Source organism: Pseudolysinimonas sp. 10J20-29 (assembly GCF_055809595.1).
Genome location: NZ_CM147917.1, coordinates 1,148,403 through 1,165,093, shown reverse-complemented (window position 1 = coordinate 1,165,093; position 16,691 = coordinate 1,148,403). Strand labels below are relative to the sequence as shown.

Below are 16,691 nucleotides of genomic sequence, written 5' to 3'. Positions count from 1 at the left end.
GGGGGCTCATCCCGGCCGAACCGGGAGAGCACCTCAGGTTAGCGGTTACTCCGCGGCCTTCTTGCGCGGGGCGCGCTTCGGCTTCGCTTCGTCGGTGCGCTCACCGAACTCCGGCTCCGCCGGAATCGCGGTGTCCTCGTTGAGCGAGTAGGTCGGCTCCGAGGACTCGACCTCGGCGTCCTCCTCCTCGGTGACCTCCGGCTCGACGACGCGCGCGAGGGTCTGACGGTGCACGCGCAGCTGGGTGCCGGGAGTCGTCTCGATGATCGCCTCGTTCTTCTCCTCATCGAGGGAGACGAGCGTTCCGTAGATGCCGTGCTGCGTCATGATCTCGGCGCCGGGAACCATCTTGAGCGCGAGCTCCTCCGCCTCCTGGCGACGCTTCCGCGAGTTGCGGAACATGAAGAAGATCATGACCGCGATGAGCGCGAACAGGCCGATTGTCAGTGGATCCATGGGGTGAAGATGACCTTCCAAGTTGAGGGGAAACCGATTCGGAGCATCAGAAAATGGCTCGACGGCTCCTGGAAATCATACGTCATCGTCGAAGAGCACTCCGGCCTCCGGGCGGGCGACTCCGAGATGGGACCAGGCTTGGCGGGTCGCGACGCGACCGCGCGGCGTGCGCGAGAGCAGCCCGATTCGCACCAGGAACGGCTCCACGACCGATTCGATCGTCTCCGCCTCCTCGCCGACGGAGACCGCCAGGGTGCTCAGGCCGACCGGACCGCCGTCGAACCGACGCACGATCGTGTCGAGCACCGCACGGTCGAGACGGTCCAGGCCGATCGGGTCGACGTCGTAGAGCTCGAGCGCGGCGTTCACGTGCTCGAGCGCGGCGCGTCCGCGGTCGGCGCCGTGCACGAGCGCGTAGTCGCGCACCCGCCGCAGCAGCCGATTGGCGATGCGCGGGGTGCCTCGGCTGCGCGAGGCGATCTCGTGCCGCGCGTCGGCGGGGATGTCGAGTTCGAGCAGTCGCGCCGCCCGATCGAGCACCCGCTCGAGCTCGCCGTCGTCGTAGAACTCGAGGTGCGCGGTGAAGCCGAAGCGGTCGCGCAGCGGATTGGGCAGCAGTCCCGAGCGGGTCGTGGCGCCCACGAGCGTGAACGGGGCGAGATCCAGCGGGATGCTCGTGGCCCCGGCGCCCTTGCCGACCATGATGTCGATTCGGAAGTCCTCCATCGCGAGATAGAGCATCTCCTCGGCGGAGCGCGCCATCCGGTGGATTTCGTCAATGAACAGCACCTCGCCGGGCACCAGGCTCGACAGGATCGCGGCCAGATCGCCGGCGTGCTGAATCGCCGGCCCGCTCGACATGCGCAGCGGTCGGCCGGATTCGTGGGCGACGATCATCGCGAGCGTCGTCTTCCCGAGGCCGGGCGGGCCCGCCAGGAGAATGTGGTCGGGCGTGCGGTTCTGCAGGGCCGCCGCATCGAGCAGCAGCTGGAGCTGGCCGCGGACCTTGGCCTGGCCGACGAACTCGGCGAGCGAGCGCGGGCGCAGCGCCCCCTCGAAGGCGAGCTCGGCGTCGGATTCCGGCGTCGCCCGCGTCACCGCGTCGAACTCGCTCACGAGCGGCCTCCCGGGCCGAGCCGGGCGAGCGCGAGGCGCAGCACCGCGGGAACGTCGGCGTCCTCCGGCGCGGAATCGATGACCTCGCTGACAACCTGCGCCGCGATCCGCTCGGACCAGCCGAGGCCGATGAGCGCCGTCACGACGCTCTCGTCGATCCGGTGGGCGCGAATCGCGGGCGCCGCGTGGGCGGGGGCGTGCACCTTGCCGGCGAGCGACACCACGATGAGCTTGGCGGTCTTCGGGCCGATGCCCGAGACCTTGCGGAACGCGCCGTCATCGTCGTTGGCGACCGCGACGGCCACCTCCGCGGGGCTGAGCGCGGCGAGCACGCCGATCGCGGACTTCGGTCCGACGCCGGAGACGCTGCGCAGCAGTTCGAACACCTCGAGCTCCTCCGAGGTGGGGAACCCGACGAGGGCAAGCTCGTCGTCCCGGACGAGGAGCGCCGTGTGCAGGCGGGTCTCATGGCCGACGCGCACCGACAGGACGGCGGCGGGCGTCGTCTGCACGGCGAGGCCGATGCCGCCCACCTCGATCACGACGAGCGAGCCGGAGGCCGACAGGACGAGGCCGCGAACCGACGAGATCATGGCGCCACCTTACGAGTTCGACTGCGCTCGGCGTCGCGCCACACGCGCTGCGCGGGGGTGAGCGCGGCCGGCGGGGCCGCGTGCGCTCCGCCGCGCCAGGCGTGGCAGATCGCGATCGCGAGAGCATCGGCGGCGTCCGCCGGGGTGGGAACGGCGGGAAGGGCGAGCACACGGGCGACCATGGCGCCGACCTGGGCCTTGTCGGCGGCGCCGTAGCCGGTGATCGCCGCCTTGACCTCGCTCGGCGTGTGCAGCCCGATGGGGAGCTCGTGCTCGGCCGCCACCAGCAGCGCGATGCCGCTGGCCTGTGCGGTGCCCATCACTGAGCGCAGGTTGTGCTGCGCGAACACGCGCTCCACGGCGAGAGCTTCGGGGCGGTGCTCGGCGACGAGACCCCGAAGACCGGTCGAGATCGCGAGCAGACGCTCCTCGAGCGGCATCTCCGGCGCGGTTCGGATGACCCCGACGTGCACGAGGCGCGCGCGCCGGTCGGCCGCGACGTCGACGACGCCGACCCCGCATCGGGTCAACCCCGGATCGACTCCCAGAACGCGCATGGCTCGACGCTACCCGATGCACTCGAACATATGTACGAGGGCACGCCGAGCCGCGCGTCGGGGCGACTACTCGTCGGCGTCGAGCTCAGCCTGGACGTCGGCGGGGATGTCGAAGTTGCTGAACACGTTCTGCACGTCGTCGCTGTCCTCGAGCGCGTCGATCAGCTTGAACACCTTGCGCGCCGTGTCGGCGTCGACCTCGACCTGCAGGCTCGGCACGAACTCGGCTTCGGCCGAGTCGTAGTCGATGCCCGCGTCGACGAGCGCCGTGCGCGCCGCGACGAGCTGCGAGGGGTCGGTGTGCACCTCGAATCCGCCGCCCTGGTCGATGACCTCTTCGGCGCCGGCGTCGAGGACGGCCAGCAGGATGTCGTCCTCGGTCACCCCGTCGGTCTTCGTGATCGAGATCACGCCCTTGCGGCTGAAGTTGTAGGCGACGCTTCCGGGGTCGGCCATCGTGCCGCCGTTGCGCGTCATGAGGGTGCGCACCTCGGCCGCCGCCCGGTTCTTGTTGTCGGTGAGGCACTCGACCAGGAGCGCGACGCCGTTCGGGCCGTAGCCCTCGTACATGATCGTCTGGTAGTCGACCGACTCACCCGACAGACCCGCGCCGCGCTTGATCGCGCGGTCGATGTTGTCGTTGGGAACCGAGGTCTTCTTCGCCTTCTGCACGGCGTCGACGAGGGTCGGGTTGCCGGAGAGGTCGGCGCCGCCCATCTTGGCGGCGACCTCGATGTTCTTGATGAGCTTCGCGAACGACTTCGCCCGGCGCTGGTCGATGACCGCCTTCTTGTGCTTGGTCGTGGCCCATTTGGAATGCCCGCTCACGGTGCTCCTTCGCTGCTGGAAATCTCGCCCATTCTAGCGAGGCCGCCGACCCCGCCCGCCGACTAGGCTCGCGGGATGCCCTCACGCTGGTTTCGCATCGCCTACGCCGAGAACGCGTTCCGTCGTTTTCTCGACGCCCGCGGCACGGCGCTGCCGGGTCTGCGCGCCCCCGAAGCCACGACGCTCGTGCTGGCCTTCTACCGCGAGTACCGCGCCCAGCACGCCCGAATCACGGACGAGGGCGATGGTCTGCTCTGGCAGTGGGGTCCGGACGCCGACGCGGAGCGCTTCACGGTCGATCTCACGCGCCAGCTGGTCCGCGACGAGGACGATGCGCCGATCGTGCAGCTCTCGGTGACGCTCGCGTATCGCTGGACGCCCACCCGACGCGCGCTCGGGCGCGGCCACGCCTGGTGCTTCAGCCCGGCCGCGAGCAGGGATTTCGAGAAGGAGCTGCGCGCCTCCGCCGCCTACCGGGCGATCGCCACCGCGACTCCCGCGGCGATCTTCCTGCACACCGAGACGCTCTAGCGCCTCAGCGCAGCCGGACCCCCACCCGTCGCAGCTCGAGCTGCGCCAGGCCGCGCACGGCGACCTCGTCACGCTCGCGCCAGGCGGTCAGCGGCTCGACGTGCACGGTCGCCAGGTCGCGGAACGGCCGGGTCGCGAGCGCGCGCAGGGCGAGAAGCTCATGGCCGTCGGGGCTGCCCGCGAGGGTGCGCGCCTCCCGGGCGCGGCGGGCGCCGTAGAGCCGCGGCAGGAGCCACAGCACGAGCACCGCGAGAATCGGGCCGACGGCGACCAGCACACCGGCCAGAAGCGCTCCCTGCGTGACGAAGTCCTGCTGGGCCTGGCCGGCATCCGCGAGCACCGTGCCGGCATCGCTCGCGGTGTCGAAGGGGGCACGGATGCCGGCGCCGATCAGCGGAACCGCGCCGAGGTTCTCCCCCACATCGGTCATCGTGTCGGCGAAGCCGGCCCCGGCCTCCTCCAGCTGCGCGCCGACGTCCGCGAAGGTCACGATGAAGGCGTGCACCGCGACCCCCACCACGATCGCGAGAACGATCGTGGCCACGGCGATGAGATCGCCGATGGTCTGCCAGGTGCGACGGGCCGGGAAGTCCGAATACCAGTTCATGCTCCCAGCATGGCCGCTCGCGCGGCCCTTGGCGACCGGTCAGGCCGCGGCGCGCACCAGCTGCAGGAAGCGCTCGTGGAACCGCCGCTCCCCCGTCACCTCGGGGTGGAAGGCCGTGCCCAGCAGATTGCCGTGCTCGACGGCGACGCCGCGGCCGTCCGGAAGCGCCGCGAGCACGGTCACCCCCGGGCCGGTGCTCTCGATCGCGGGCGCGCGGATGAACACCGCGTGCACCGGCTCCTCCCCCAGGACCGGAATCGACAGGTCCGTCTCGAAGGAGTCGTTCTGGTTGCCGAACGCGTTGCGGCGCACCGTGATGTCGAGACCGCCCAGGGTCTGCTGACCCTCGATGCCGTCGATGATGTGGTCGGCGAGCATGATCAGGCCGGCGCAGGTGCCGTACACCGGCATGCCCGCCGCGATCCGCTCGCGCAGCGGCTCGGCGAGGCCGAACGCGCGGCCGAGCTTGTCCATCACGCTCGATTCGCCGCCGGGGATCACGAGGCCCTGCACCTCGGCGAGCTCCTCCGCGCGACGCACCGGACGCGCGTCGGCGCCGAGCGCGCGCAACGAGGCGAGATGCTCGCGGAAGTCGCCCTGGAGCGCGAGCACCCCGACCGTGAGACCCTGCCCTGCGCCGGACGTGGCGGCTGTCACCACCCGCGCTCGGAGAGGCGGTGGGGCGCCGCGAGGTCGGCGACGTTGATGCCGACCATCGCCTCGCCGAGACCGCGCGAGGTCTCCGCGATGACCGAGGGGTCGTCGTAGAAGGTGGTCGCCTTGACGATCGCGGCGGCGCGCTTCGCCGGGTTGCCCGACTTGAAGATGCCCGAGCCGACGAAGACGCCGTCGGCGCCGAGCTGCATCATGAGGGCCGCATCCGCCGGGGTCGCGACTCCGCCCGCGGTGAACAGCACCACGGGCAGCTTGCCGGTCTCGGCGATCTCGACGACGAGGTCGTAGGGTGCCTGCAGCTCCTTCGCGGCGACGTAGAGCTCGTCCTTCGACTTCGCCTTGAGCGCGTTGATCTCGCCGGTGATGGTGCGGATGTGCTTGGTCGCCTCCGAGACGTCGCCGGTGCCGGCCTCGCCCTTCGAGCGGATCATCGCGGCACCCTCGGTGATGCGCCGCAGCGCCTCGCCGAGGTTGGTGGCGCCGCACACGAACGGCACGGTGAAGGGCCACTTGTCGATGTGGTTGACGTAGTCGGCGGGCGAGAGCACCTCGGACTCGTTGACGTAGTCGACGCCGAGCGACTGCAGCACCTGCGCCTCGACGAAGTGGCCGATGCGGGCCTTGGCCATCACCGGGATCGACACGGTCGAGATGATCTCGTCGATCAGGTCCGGGTCGCTCATGCGCGCGACGCCGCCCTGGGCGCGGATGTCGGCCGGCACCCGCTCGAGCGCCATGACGGCAACCGCCCCGGCATCCTCGGCGATCTTCGCCTGCTCGGCGGTGACGACGTCCATGATGACGCCGCCCTTCAGCATCTCCGCCAGACCGCGCTTGACGCGGTTGGTGCCGAACTCGGTGCTCGTGGTGTCGCTCATGGGGTCGATTCTACTTTCGTGACAGGGGCGCGGCGGAGTGCCGCAGGGAAGTGCGTGGCTTGATCCTCAGACCGGCCAGGCCGCGGCGAGCTCGTCGCGAACCTCGCCGAGCAGCCGGGGAATCGACTTCGTCTGGGCGATGATCGGGAAGAAGTTGGCGTCGGCTGCCCACCGCGGAACGACGTGCTGGTGCAGGTGCGCGGCGATGCCCGCGCCCGCGATCGCTCCCTGATTCATGCCGATGTTGAAGCCGTCGGTTCGGGAGGTCTCGCGGAGGACCCGCATCGCCGTCTGCGTCAGGCTAGCGATCTCGGCGACCTCCTCGGGGGTCGCGGCGTCATACGTCGCAACATGCCGATACGGCAGCACCAGCAGGTGGCCGGCGTTGTACGGGAACAGGTTGAGGATCACGTAGGCGAGCTCGCCGCGGTGCACGATGAGCGCCTCGGCGTCGCTGAGCTTCGGCGCCGTGCAGAACACGCACTCGTGCTCGGCGGGGTCCGTCTGGCCCGCCTTGATGTAGGCGATGCGGTGCGGCGTCCAGAGTCGCTGGAAGCCGTCCGGAACCCCCGCCAGGCCGGCGGCGAGCTCCGCCTCCGGGTAGCGGGTCCCGTCGTAGTCGACGGGCGCGGTCTCGTCGCTCATCAGACCTGCGCGTGCGAGTCGATCGCGTCCCGGATGCGACGCACGGCCTCGTCGACCGGAATCCCGTTGTCCTGGGTGCCGTCGCGGAATCGGAAGCTCACCGTGCCGGCGTCGCGGTCCTGCGCGCCCGCGATCAGCTGGAACGGGATCTTCGCGGTCGTCGCGTTGCGGATCTTCTTCTGCATGCGGTCGTCGCTCGCGTCGAGCTCCGCGCGCACCTCGTCGGCGCGCAGCCGGTCGATGATGTCGCCGAGGTAGTCGGTGAACTCCTCCGCCACCGGAATGCCGACGACCTGCACGGGCGCCAGCCACACCGGGAAGACGCCCGCGTAGTGCTCCAGCAGGATCGCGAAGAAGCGCTCGATCGAGCCGAACAGCGCGCGGTGGATCATGATCGGGCGCTTCTTCTGCCCGTCACGGTCGGTGAACTCGAGACCGAAGCGCTCGGGGAGGTTCGGGTCGACCTGGACGGTCGAGAGCTGCCAGGTGCGGCCGATCGCGTCGCGGGTCTTGAGGTCGATCTTGGGACCGTAGAACGCGGCCTCGCCGGGGACCTCGGTGAGCTTGAGTCCGCTGCGCTGGGCGACGCTGCGCAGCGCCTGCGTTGACGACTCCCAGAATTCGTCGGAGCCGATCCACTTCGACTTCTCGTCGTCGCGCATCGACAGCTCCAGCTCGAACTCGGTGAGGCCGAAGTCGCGCAGCATCGAGATCACGAAGTCGAGCACCTTGCTGACTTCGCTCTCGAGCTGGTCGGGGGTCACGAACAGGTGCGAGTCGTCCTGGGTGAAGCCGCGCACGCGCGTGAGGCCGTGCAGTGCACCCGAGAGCTCGTTGCGGTACACGGTGCCGTTCTCGGCCAAGCGCATCGGGAGATCCCGGTAGCTGCGCGCCCGCTCCTTGTAGATCAGGATGTGCATCGGGCAGTTCATCGGCTTCAGGTAGTAGTCCGAGCCCTGCTTGGTGACGTTGCCCTCGGCGTCGCGCTCCTCGTCCATGTGGATCGGCGGGAACATGCCGTCGGCGTAGGTGACGAGGTGGTTGGACTGCAGGAACAGATCCGCCTTCGAGATGTGCGGCGTGTACACGTAGGTGTAGCCGCCCTCGCGGTGACGCCGCAGGGCGTGCTGCTCGATGGCCTGCCGGATGATGCCGCCCTTGGGGTGCCAGACGCTGAGGCCCGAGCCGATCTCCTCGGGGAACGAGAACAGGTCGAGTTCCTTGCCGAGCTTGCGGTGGTCGCGCTTCGCGGCCTCCTCGAGGCGCTCGAGGTAGGCGCGCAGCTCGTCCTTGCTGGGCCACGCGGTGCCGTAGATGCGCTGCAGCTGCGGGTTCTTCTCCGAGCCGCGCCAGTAGGCGGCCGCGATCCGCATGAGCGAGAAGCCGGTGCCGATCGCGCCGACGTTCGGCACGTGCGGGCCGCGGCAGAGGTCCTTCCAGGCGACCGTGCCGTCCTTGGCGACGTTGTCGTAGATGGTGAGCTCCGCTCCCCCGACCTCGACCGACTCGCCGTCGTTGCCGGACGATGCGGAGCCCTTCAGCCCGATCAGCTCGAGCTTGTAGGGCTCGTCGGCGAGCTCGGCGCGCGCCTCCTCCTCGGTGACGACCCGGCGCACGAAGCGCTGGCCCTCCCGGATGATCGAGGACATCTCCTTCTGGATCGCCTTCATGTCGTCCGGGGTGAAGGGCGAGGCGACGTCGAAGTCGTAGTAGAAGCCATCCGTCACCGGCGGACCGATGCCGAGCTTCGCCTCAGGGTTGATGCGCTGCACCGCCTGGGCGAGGACGTGCGCCGCCGAGTGCCGCAGAATGCTGAGCCCGTCGGGCGAGCCGATCTCCACCGCTTCGACGACATCGTCCGGCGTGACCGTCGACGCCTTGTCCCGCAGTTCGCCGTTGACGCGCAGCGCCACCACGGATCGGTCGGGAAACAGGTCAAAACCGGACTGAGTGCTCACCCGTTCGATCTTAGTTCCGCTCGCGTGCGGCGCCGTTCACGCGGGTGGCGCCCGCGCAGCTCAGAAGATCATGTCGAGCACCGGAGTGCCGAGCGAGGTCCACCAGTCGATGACGATCTCGCGGTTGAACGCCGCCGCCCAGGCGATCGCGATCTGCCCGAGCGCCACCACATCCACCAGTCGCCTGGTCACCGGACCGCGCGCCTTCGGGATGAAGGTGATGGCCATGAGCGTCATGACGATGAACGTGTTTCCGGCAGATCCGTCCGGAAGAAGGCCCCACACGTAGGCGGCGTTGATGGCGACGAACACCATCGTGGAGACCAAGATCGACGCGGGACGCCAGACGATGATCGCCACCAGCCACGCGCTCGCGACCGGCGCGAACAGCAGCCAGCCGTTCAGGTCGCTGTAGATCGCGGGGAGCGCCGCGAGACGCTCCATCGACCCGGTCGTCATGCGGGTCGCCAGTTCGCCGAGCGGGTCGCCGATGAACATGGTGTTCAGCATCAGCAGGGCGAGCGTCGCGGCGAGCGTCGGGTAGACGATCACCAGGATGTTGGCGGCGCGCGCGCCCGGCTGCTCGGATCGACCGAGTCGCAGGAACGCGGCAACCACGACTGCCACCAGCACGTACAGCAGGCCGCTCAGGTCGGACAGCGTCGCGAGCATCAGGAACAGCCCGGCCCGGAATCCCGACTGCGTGTTGCGCCACGCCACGAACCGCACGATCTCGGCGATGCCGAACGAGAAGAAGCCGAGGCCGAGCAGCGCGGGGAGGTTCTCGGTGACGGTGTAGGTGAACAGCGGATTCGCGGCCAGCGCGATCGTCAGGATCACGGCCGTCGAGACCGGGAAGCGCCGCTGGAGCATGATCTCCAGGGCCTTCTGCACCAGGAGTCCGGCGAACAGCGAGCCCACGATCGAGAGCCCGAAGCGTCCACCCGGGATCACGGCGACGAGCAGCGTCGACAGCGGGGGGAAGATGTCGCCCAGCCACAGCACCTCGGTGCTGCTCCACTCGATGCCGGCGATGTGGTCGAGCAGCTGCTGGTTCGGCGTCGCGATGCTGTCGACGGCTCCGGCCGACGCGCGCCAGGTGACGAAGAGCCCCGGGAGGGCGAAGAACAGTCGCATCCCCCAGCGCATCAGCCGGTCGCGGGGGAACGAGTCGAACCGGCCGAGCGGTGCGCGCCGGCGGCGGGCCGGGCGCGCGACGGCGACGCGGGTGCCGGTGCTCACAGGCCTCCCGCCTCGTAGGTGCGCACGGTGGTCTGGTCGGGGGCGATCTTGCTCACACCGCGCACCGTGCGCTCCCAGAGGTGCGGCTTGGTGAAGAGCTGACCGACGGCGCGATACGCGGCGATCGACATCAGGATCATGTAGAAGGGGTAGAGAACGGCGGTCGTGACGATCTCGAACTGGCCTCGCTTGTACGTCCCCATCATCGCCAGATACACGAGCGCCGAATTGCCGATCACGAAGCTGATGAACGCGGCCCAGAGCAGACCCACTGGGAACAGCTCCGCGAGTTCGGCGGTCGGCGTCAGGAAGATCATCAGCGCGGCGACCCAAAGCGGGATCACGGTCAGGACCGCGAGCGGAGTTCCTCCGATCAGCACGGCGAACGCGGCGAAGCGACGCAGCCCGATCTTCCCGATGAGCTGCCGCGGCTGACGCGCGTGCAGCAGCGCGGTCTGCAGGTAGCCCTTCAGCCAGCGGGTTCGCTGCTTGACGAACACTCCTGCCGAGGTGATCGCCTCATCCTCGGTCGCCGAGTTGATCAGCCCCACCTGGTAGCCGAGCGCCTTGGCGCGAATTCCGAGATCCGCATCCTCGGTCATGTTGTGCGGGTCCCAGCCGCCGAGTTCGACCAGCGCCGCCGTGCGGAAGTGGTTCGAGGTGCCGCCGAGCGGCATCGGCAGATCGAGCGCATCCAGTCCCGCGAGCACGTAGTCGAACCACGAGCTGCTCTCCAAGGTCGACAGCCGGGTGAGCGTGTTCTCGCTCGCATTGAAGTTGGTGAACGAGGCCTGAACGCACACGAGTCGAGCGTCGCCGCGACGAAACGCAATGACCGCCTTCTTGAGCTGGTCGCGATCCGGCGCGTCCTGGGCGTCGAAGATGACGAGGTGCTCGCCGGTGGCAAAGAAGAGTCCGACGTTCAGCGCTCGAGGCTTCGTCTGCGGCTCCCCCGGCGGAATCGAGATCACGCGGAAGTTCGCGGGCGGGCGGGCGGCATCGATCGCCGCCTGCGTCGCCCGGTCCTCCTGCTCCACCAGGAACAGCACCTCGAGCTTCTCCGGCGGATAGTCGAGGCGCGCGAGGTTGGGCACCAGACGGCTCACGACGTGCGCGTCCTGGTACAGCGGCACCAGCACGGTGTAGCGCGGCAGATCGCGGTCGCGGAGCTCGGCGACCTCGGCGTCGGAGATGCGCTCCACCATGTCGAAGCGCGCTCCCCGCACAGCGACCACATACCGGAACACGGTGCCCGCAAGAAAGGCCAGACTCATGGCGACGATCAGCACCCCGGCCGTCTGCACCGGCCACATGGCGATCGCACCGGCCGTGACCAGCCCGAGCAGCACGAAACCCGCGACCTGCCCACGCGAGAGCACCGTCTTCGCCGACAGCAGCGGGGAGCGCCGGGAGAGCCCGTTCGCGGCCTCGTCGGCGATCTCGTGGCGATAGACGCTGAGCGCGAACTGGCGGAGATCCCACTGGCTCACCGCGCCGAACTCGACCGCGGCGTCGACCTCGGCCGCGATCACCGCCCGTCGCGCCGGGGTGACGGGGCGCGAGGTGGCGACCACGACCGAGCCGTCGGGATTGCGCCGCACGGGGATCCAGTGCTGAGCAAGAAGCTTCTGCCCGGACCACTGCCGAATGAACCCCTCGTCGCGATCCGTGGTGGCCAGATCCAGTACCGGGAGACCCCATTCGCGGGCGAGAAGGCTCCGCAGGATCCGCTCCGAGACGAGGCCGAGGCTGACCAGCACCTCGTCGAACGGCGCCCCCGTGCGCGCCTGGGCGGCGCGGGCGATGCGGACCTGCTGGTCGCCAAGAATCCCCGACGTCAACAGCAGCCGTTCGAGGGCACTGGCGTCGGCGTCCGGGTCCGCACCATATGCCATGGGCCCATCATTTTGCACGTCGGGGGTGAACAGCAAGTTCTGCCCCGGCGCGCCCTGATCCTGAGCTTGCGTCAGCCGCCGAACAGACCGAGGAGCGGGTGGCCGAGCGAGTTCATCCAGTCGATCACCGAGGCGCGGTTGAAGGCCGCCGCCCAGGCGATCAGAATCTGGATCACCGCGACGATGTCGATCATGATCACGGTCGGCACCGACTTCGCCGTGGGGATCAGCGAGATGGCCAACAGCGTCATCACGAGGAAGGTGTTACCGGCCGAGCCGCTCGGCAGCAGCCCGCCGAGGTAGGCGATGTTGATCGCGAGGAACACGAGCGTCGACACCATGATGGATCCGGGCCGCTGCACGATGAGCGCGACCAGCCAGGCACTCAGCACCGGCGCTACGAGCAGCACGCCGTTGACGGTCGCGTAGAGCCCCATCAGCGCCACCCAGCGCTCGTCGACCCCGTCGAGCAGTCGGGACCCGACGGTGCCGAGCGGGTTGCCGGTGAACACCCAGGTGAGGAACGCCAGCGACCCGATCGCCGCGAGCGTGGGGAAGACGACCACGGTCACGTTGGCGCGTCGGACGCCGGGCGAGTAGGCGCGGCCGAGCCGCAGGAACGGTGCCGCGAGCGCCGCCGTCATCACGTAGAGCAGGCCGCTGAGGTCCGAGAGCGTCGCCAGCATCAGCAGGATTCCGGCTCGGAACCCCGCCTGCGTGTTGCCCCAGACCACGAAGCGGAAGACGTCGGCGATGCCGAGGCCGAAGAACGCGATCCCGAGGAATGCCGCGAAGTTCTGTGTCGCGGTGTACGCGAACAGCGGGTTGACCGACAGCGCGACGAGGAGGATGACGGTCGTGGAGACGGGGACGCGGCGCTGCACCATGATCTCGAGGACCTTCTGCAAGAAGATCCCCGCCATGACCGCCCCCGCGATGGCGAGTCCGGTGCGTCCCCCGGGGATCACCGCGGCGAGCAGCGTGGACAGCGGCGGGAAGAGCTCGCCCACCCAGGCGATGTCGGCGCGCGTCCAGTCGATCGCGGCCACGTTGTCGAGCAGCTGCTGATTGGGGGTGTCGAGCGCGGCCGTCGTGCCGGTCTCGGCGCGCCAGCCCACCCACAGCGTCGGAATCGCGAGCGCGAGCCGGGTTCCCCACCGCACGAGCCGGTCGCCCGGGAACGCATCGAGTCGTCGGCGCGCTGCGCGGTGCTCGGCGTGATGCTCGCCGCGACGGGCGGCGGATGCGTCGATGATGCTCACGCGGGGACCTCCGCTAGCGGGCGCGCGTCCGACACCGGCGCCGAGGCGTGCGTGGTGAGACCGTGTTCGGTCTTCTCCCAGTAGTGCGGCCGGGTGAGCAGCTGCCACAGGCCCTTGTAGGCGGCGATCGAGTGGAGCACCCAGTAGACCGGGTTCACGATCGCCCAGATCAGCAGATCGAACTTGCCGCGCTTGAACGGGCCCATCATCGACAGGTAGATCATCACCGAGTTGCCGATCACGAAGTTCACCAGCGAGAGCCACAGCAGCCAGACCGGGAAGAACTGGACGAGCTCGGGCGCCGGGAAGACGATCGTGAACAGCGTGACAACGTACAGCGGGATGACGCCCAGGAAGGTCGCCGGCGTCCCGCCGATCAGCAGAGCGAAGGCCACGAACCGGCGGAAGCCGATTTCACGGATCAGTTCGCGCGGCCGGCGCGCGTGCACGAGCGTCGTCTGCAGGTAGCCCTTGATCCAGCGGCTGCGCTGCCGGATGAAGTTCGGGATCGACGTGTTCGCCTCTTCCATCGTCGTCGAGTTGACGACGCCGACCCGGTAGCCGAGCGCGCTCGCGCGAATGCCCAGGTCCGCATCCTCGGTCACGTTGTACGGGTCCCAGCCGCCCAGCTCGCGCAGGGCGGAGGTGCGGAAGTGGTTCGACGTGCCGCCGAGCGGGATGGGCAGATCGAGGGCGTCGAGGCCGGCGAGCATGTAGTCGAACCAGTAGCTGTACTCGAGCGTGAACATGCGCGTGAGCACGTTCTCGTTGGCGTTGAAGTAGTTCAGCGAGGCCTGGATGCAGACCAGCTTGTCGCCGCCGCGGCGGAAGCCGACGATGGCCTTCTTCAGCTGGTCGGGATCCGGGGTGTCCTCGGCGTCGTAGATCACGAGGTACTCGCCCGTGGCGAAGTACAGCCCGACGTTGCACGCGCGCGGCTTGGTCTGCGGGGTGCCGCGCGGCACGGTGATGACCCGGAAGTTCGGCGGCGGCGACGCCGACTGCAGCGCGTCGCGGGTCAGCGTGTCCTCCTCCTCGATGAGGATCAGCACCTCGAGCTTCTGCGCGGGGTAGTCGATCGCCCCGAGGTTCTCCACCAGCTGCCCGACGATGTTCGCCTCCCGGAACACCGGCACGAGCACCGTGTACCGCGGAAGCTCCTCGTCGGTCAGCGCCTCCACCTCGCTGCGGGTCACCCGTTCGACGACGTCGTAGCGGGCGCCGCGCATCGCGACCCGGAACTTGAAGACGGTTCCGGCCAGGAACACCACGCTGGTCAGCGTGATCGCCGTGATCACGAGAGCGACGGGCCAGAGCACGAGCGACACGAGCGCCACCACGGCCAGAAGCACGAGCCCGATCTTCTGTCCGCGCGAGAAGACGACGCGGGCCGAGAGGACGGGGTTCCGGCGGAACAGGTCGTTGGCGGCCTCGTCGGCGATCTGGTGACGGAACACCTCCAGCGCGAACTGACGCAGATCCCACTGCGTCGCGACGCCGAACTCGACCGGGGCGCCCACGATCGCGGAGATCGCGGCGCGACGCGCGGCGTCGACCGGACGCGAGGTTGCCACGACGACGCTGCCGTCGGCGTTGCGTCGCAGCGGCATCCAGTGGTCGGCGAGCATCTGCTGGCCGGACCACTGCCGGATGAACTCCTCGTCGCGCACCGAGCTGCGAACGTCAATCACGGGCATCTGCCATTGGCGAGCGAAAACGCTGCGCAGCACCTCATCCGTGACGTAGCCGAGGCTGACCAGCACTTCGTCGAGATCGGTTCCGGTGCGCGCCGACGCACGCTGCGCCTGCGCCAGCTGCTGATCTGTCAAAAGGCCGGCCTCGCGCAGCACCTGGACGTCGTCAGGCCCCACACCCCCCGGCACCGCTCCCCGTGCCATAGAACCAATGTTCCGCCCCCCGCGCCGAATCAGCAAGTACCCCAACCGCGGGTGTCCGAAAGCGCTCGCCCTCGCCAACCGCGGGCGCGCGGGCTGCGGTCGGCTCACGGGGCAGTGGGGCGCGCTGCCTGGTGCCGTGCTGGGCGTCGCGATCGGACTCGCCTGGCGACGACGGTCGCGCCGCTGAGCGGACGCCCGGCGGCACCTTCCGGACATGAAGAAACCCCCGGCGAACCAGGGGTTTTCTTGGTGGGCGATACTGGGATCGAACCAGTGACCTCTTCCGTGTCAGGGAAGCGCGCTACCGCTGCGCCAATCGCCCGCTGTCATCCCGAAGGATTTTGGCGGTTGAGTGAGGTGGCGACGGGATTCGAACCCGTGTGGACGGCTTTGCAGGCCGCTGCCTCGCCTCTCGGCCACGCCACCAGGTGTGCGGCTCCCCAGACCTCGGGGACCCGGCGAACCGTGAGACTTCACTCGAGCGGATGACGAGATTCGAACTCGCGACCCTCACCTTGGCAAGGTGATGCGCTACCACTGCGCCACATCCGCATGCACGATTCCTCGTGCTCACATGACTGTAGTCGATTCTGGGTCGAGGTTCCAAACCGGCGCCAACATCCGCGTGTCTCGCCTGTGCGGCGGGTCAAACGGGGCTCCGCCGTGCGCTAAACTCGTGGCTCTGGGCGATTGGCGCAGTTGGTAGCGCGCTTCCTTCACACGGAAGAGGTCATCGGTTCGAGTCCGGTATCGCCCACTCACGAAACACCGCAGAACCCCCGGGATCCCGGGGGTTTTCGCGTCTGGTGCGGCATTCTCGCGTCGCACGGGCCGTCGGGCTCGGCGCCGGCGAACGTCTGCTTTCATGGGTGACCATGGTCAGCGAACGCGGTGCCCACCCCGACGACGCAGAGCTGCGCGCCGCGATCAACCGAGCGCTGGGGCGAAACGGTGACCCCCCGGTCAGCGTCGCGGACGCCCGCACCGTCACACGCCTTGACTTGGCGGGCTCTCACATTCGTGACCTCGCGCCGCTCTCCGAGATGACCGGTCTCGTCACCCTCGATGCGAGTGACACCAGCGTCTCTGATCTTGCCCCGCTCGCAGGATTGACGGGCCTGAATGTTCTGTACCTCAGCGAGACCCGCGTCGCCGACCTCAGCCCGCTCTCGGGACTGGCTGCACTGCACACGCTCTCCCTCTACAAGACCAACGTCGTCGATCTCACTGCGCTGACCGGGCTGTCGAAGTTGAAGAAGCTCGATCTGACCTACACGAGCGTGACCGACCTCACCCCGCTCGCCGACATGGCGGAACTGGTCGACCTCAATTTGGACTACACCAACGTCTCCGACCTCACCCCGCTGGCAGGTCTCCCTCGGTTGCATGCGCTCAGCCTCTTCAACACCCTTGTCACCGATCTCGCCCCGTTGGCCGGGATCACGAGTTTGCGGTCAGTCCGGCTCGCCAGATCCAGCACCCTCGACCTGGCTCCGCTGGCACGGCTGACCGACCTCGAGCTCGACTACCTCGGGCGCGCCTGAGCGCGC

The 16,691-nt window shown here is 69.0% G+C and carries 16 protein-coding genes and 4 tRNA genes; 3 read left to right on the top strand and 17 right to left on the bottom strand.

The window, feature by feature from the left end; all coding sequences use genetic code 11:
- Positions 1–45 precede the first annotated feature (45 nt).
- The 5 genes from AC0L6Y_RS05670 to AC0L6Y_RS05650 all read right to left on the bottom strand — a co-directional run bounded on the left by AC0L6Y_RS05670 (position 46) and on the right by AC0L6Y_RS05650 (position 3,550).
- Entirely contained in the window at positions 46–456 is a 411-nt protein-coding gene (locus AC0L6Y_RS05670; protein WP_473557432.1) for a preprotein translocase subunit YajC, read from the bottom strand.
- 75 nt (positions 457–531) lie between these two features.
- Entirely contained in the window at positions 532–1,572 is a 1,041-nt protein-coding gene (gene ruvB, locus AC0L6Y_RS05665; RefSeq protein WP_473557426.1) for a Holliday junction branch migration DNA helicase RuvB, read from the bottom strand.
- Positions 1,569–2,165, bottom strand: coding sequence for a Holliday junction branch migration protein RuvA (gene ruvA, locus AC0L6Y_RS05660; RefSeq protein ID WP_473557419.1), 597 nt, complete (start codon positions 2,163–2,165; stop codon positions 1,569–1,571). Before ruvA ends, ruvB begins: the two co-directional genes overlap by 4 nt.
- Complete coding sequence (gene ruvC, locus AC0L6Y_RS05655; RefSeq protein ID WP_473557412.1) at positions 2,162–2,722, bottom strand: crossover junction endodeoxyribonuclease RuvC; 561 nt, start codon at positions 2,720–2,722, stop codon at positions 2,162–2,164. Before ruvC ends, ruvA begins: the two co-directional genes overlap by 4 nt.
- Before the next feature lie 66 nt (positions 2,723–2,788).
- Positions 2,789–3,550, bottom strand: coding sequence for a YebC/PmpR family DNA-binding transcriptional regulator (locus AC0L6Y_RS05650; protein ID WP_473557405.1), 762 nt, complete (start codon positions 3,548–3,550; stop codon positions 2,789–2,791).
- A gap of 75 nt (positions 3,551–3,625) precedes the next feature.
- On the opposite strand from AC0L6Y_RS05650, the gene AC0L6Y_RS05645 reads away from it, so the two are divergent.
- A complete protein-coding gene (locus AC0L6Y_RS05645) occupies positions 3,626–4,081 on the top strand; it encodes a hypothetical protein (protein WP_473557400.1) in 456 nt (151 codons plus the stop codon).
- Between the two features lie 4 nt (positions 4,082–4,085).
- On the opposite strand, the gene AC0L6Y_RS05640 is transcribed toward AC0L6Y_RS05645, so the two are convergent.
- The 12 genes from AC0L6Y_RS05640 to AC0L6Y_RS05585 form a co-directional block, all read right to left on the bottom strand.
- A complete protein-coding gene (locus AC0L6Y_RS05640; protein WP_473557394.1) occupies positions 4,086–4,688 on the bottom strand; it encodes a hypothetical protein in 603 nt (200 codons plus the stop codon).
- A 39-nt stretch (positions 4,689–4,727) separates the two neighbouring features.
- On the bottom strand, positions 4,728–5,345 hold the full coding sequence (pdxT, locus tag AC0L6Y_RS05635) for a pyridoxal 5'-phosphate synthase glutaminase subunit PdxT (RefSeq protein ID WP_473557389.1): 618 nt from the start codon (positions 5,343–5,345) through the stop codon (positions 4,728–4,730).
- Entirely contained in the window at positions 5,342–6,241 is a 900-nt protein-coding gene (gene pdxS / locus AC0L6Y_RS05630) for a pyridoxal 5'-phosphate synthase lyase subunit PdxS (protein WP_473557386.1), read from the bottom strand. Before pdxS ends, pdxT begins: the two co-directional genes overlap by 4 nt.
- 66 nt (positions 6,242–6,307) lie before the next feature.
- Positions 6,308–6,886 (bottom strand): HIT family protein, encoded by a 579-nt coding sequence (locus AC0L6Y_RS05625; protein WP_473557380.1) that lies wholly within the window; start codon positions 6,884–6,886, stop codon positions 6,308–6,310.
- Positions 6,886–8,844, bottom strand: a complete 1,959-nt coding sequence (thrS, locus tag AC0L6Y_RS05620) for a threonine--tRNA ligase (RefSeq protein WP_473557375.1) — start codon at positions 8,842–8,844, stop codon at positions 6,886–6,888. Before thrS ends, AC0L6Y_RS05625 begins: the two co-directional genes overlap by 1 nt.
- 60 nt (positions 8,845–8,904) lie before the next feature.
- Entirely contained in the window at positions 8,905–10,086 is a 1,182-nt protein-coding gene (locus AC0L6Y_RS05615; RefSeq protein ID WP_473557370.1) for a hypothetical protein, read from the bottom strand.
- Positions 10,083–11,981 (bottom strand): glycosyltransferase, encoded by a 1,899-nt coding sequence (locus AC0L6Y_RS05610; protein WP_473557366.1) that lies wholly within the window; start codon positions 11,979–11,981, stop codon positions 10,083–10,085. Before AC0L6Y_RS05610 ends, AC0L6Y_RS05615 begins: the two co-directional genes overlap by 4 nt.
- Positions 11,982–12,052: 71 nt before the next feature.
- Positions 12,053–13,243, bottom strand: coding sequence for a hypothetical protein (locus tag AC0L6Y_RS05605; protein WP_473557360.1), 1,191 nt, complete (start codon positions 13,241–13,243; stop codon positions 12,053–12,055).
- Entirely contained in the window at positions 13,240–15,141 is a 1,902-nt protein-coding gene (locus AC0L6Y_RS05600; protein WP_473557353.1) for a glycosyltransferase, read from the bottom strand. The genes AC0L6Y_RS05605 and AC0L6Y_RS05600 overlap by 4 nt, the downstream gene beginning before the upstream one ends.
- 247 nt (positions 15,142–15,388) lie before the next feature.
- Positions 15,389–15,463, bottom strand: a tRNA-Val gene (locus AC0L6Y_RS05595).
- A 33-nt stretch (positions 15,464–15,496) separates the two neighbouring features.
- Positions 15,497–15,567 (bottom strand) — tRNA-Cys (locus tag AC0L6Y_RS05590).
- 54 nt (positions 15,568–15,621) lie between these two features.
- Positions 15,622–15,693, bottom strand: a tRNA-Gly gene (locus AC0L6Y_RS05585).
- Positions 15,694–15,825: 132 nt separating this feature from the next.
- Between AC0L6Y_RS05585 and AC0L6Y_RS05580 the strand changes: the two genes are divergently transcribed.
- Positions 15,826–15,898: transfer RNA gene (locus AC0L6Y_RS05580), tRNA-Val, on the top strand.
- Positions 15,899–16,010: 112 nt separating this feature from the next.
- A complete protein-coding gene (locus AC0L6Y_RS05575) occupies positions 16,011–16,685 on the top strand; it encodes a leucine-rich repeat domain-containing protein (protein ID WP_473557348.1) in 675 nt (224 codons plus the stop codon).
- Positions 16,686–16,691: the final 6 nt, after the last annotated feature.

Bases quoted from the DNA above. Each gene is read 5' to 3' on its own strand.
- AC0L6Y_RS05670 (WP_473557432.1), bottom strand. From the start codon at position 456: ATGGATCCACTGACAATCGGCCTGTTCGCGCTCATCGCGGTCATGATC.
- ruvA (WP_473557419.1), bottom strand. From the start codon at position 2,165: ATGATCTCGTCGGTTCGCGGCCTCGTCCTGTCGGCCTCCGGCTCGCTC.
- ruvC (WP_473557412.1), bottom strand. From the start codon at position 2,722: ATGCGCGTTCTGGGAGTCGATCCGGGGTTGACCCGATGCGGGGTCGGC.
- AC0L6Y_RS05645 (WP_473557400.1), top strand. From the start codon at position 3,626: ATGCCCTCACGCTGGTTTCGCATCGCCTACGCCGAGAACGCGTTCCGT.
- AC0L6Y_RS05640 (WP_473557394.1), bottom strand. From the start codon at position 4,688: ATGAACTGGTATTCGGACTTCCCGGCCCGTCGCACCTGGCAGACCATC.
- pdxS (WP_473557386.1), bottom strand. From the start codon at position 6,241: ATGAGCGACACCACGAGCACCGAGTTCGGCACCAACCGCGTCAAGCGC.
- AC0L6Y_RS05625 (WP_473557380.1), bottom strand. From the start codon at position 6,886: ATGAGCGACGAGACCGCGCCCGTCGACTACGACGGGACCCGCTACCCG.
- AC0L6Y_RS05610 (WP_473557366.1), bottom strand. From the start codon at position 11,981: ATGGCATATGGTGCGGACCCGGACGCCGACGCCAGTGCCCTCGAACGG.
- AC0L6Y_RS05600 (WP_473557353.1), bottom strand. From the start codon at position 15,141: ATGGCACGGGGAGCGGTGCCGGGGGGTGTGGGGCCTGACGACGTCCAG.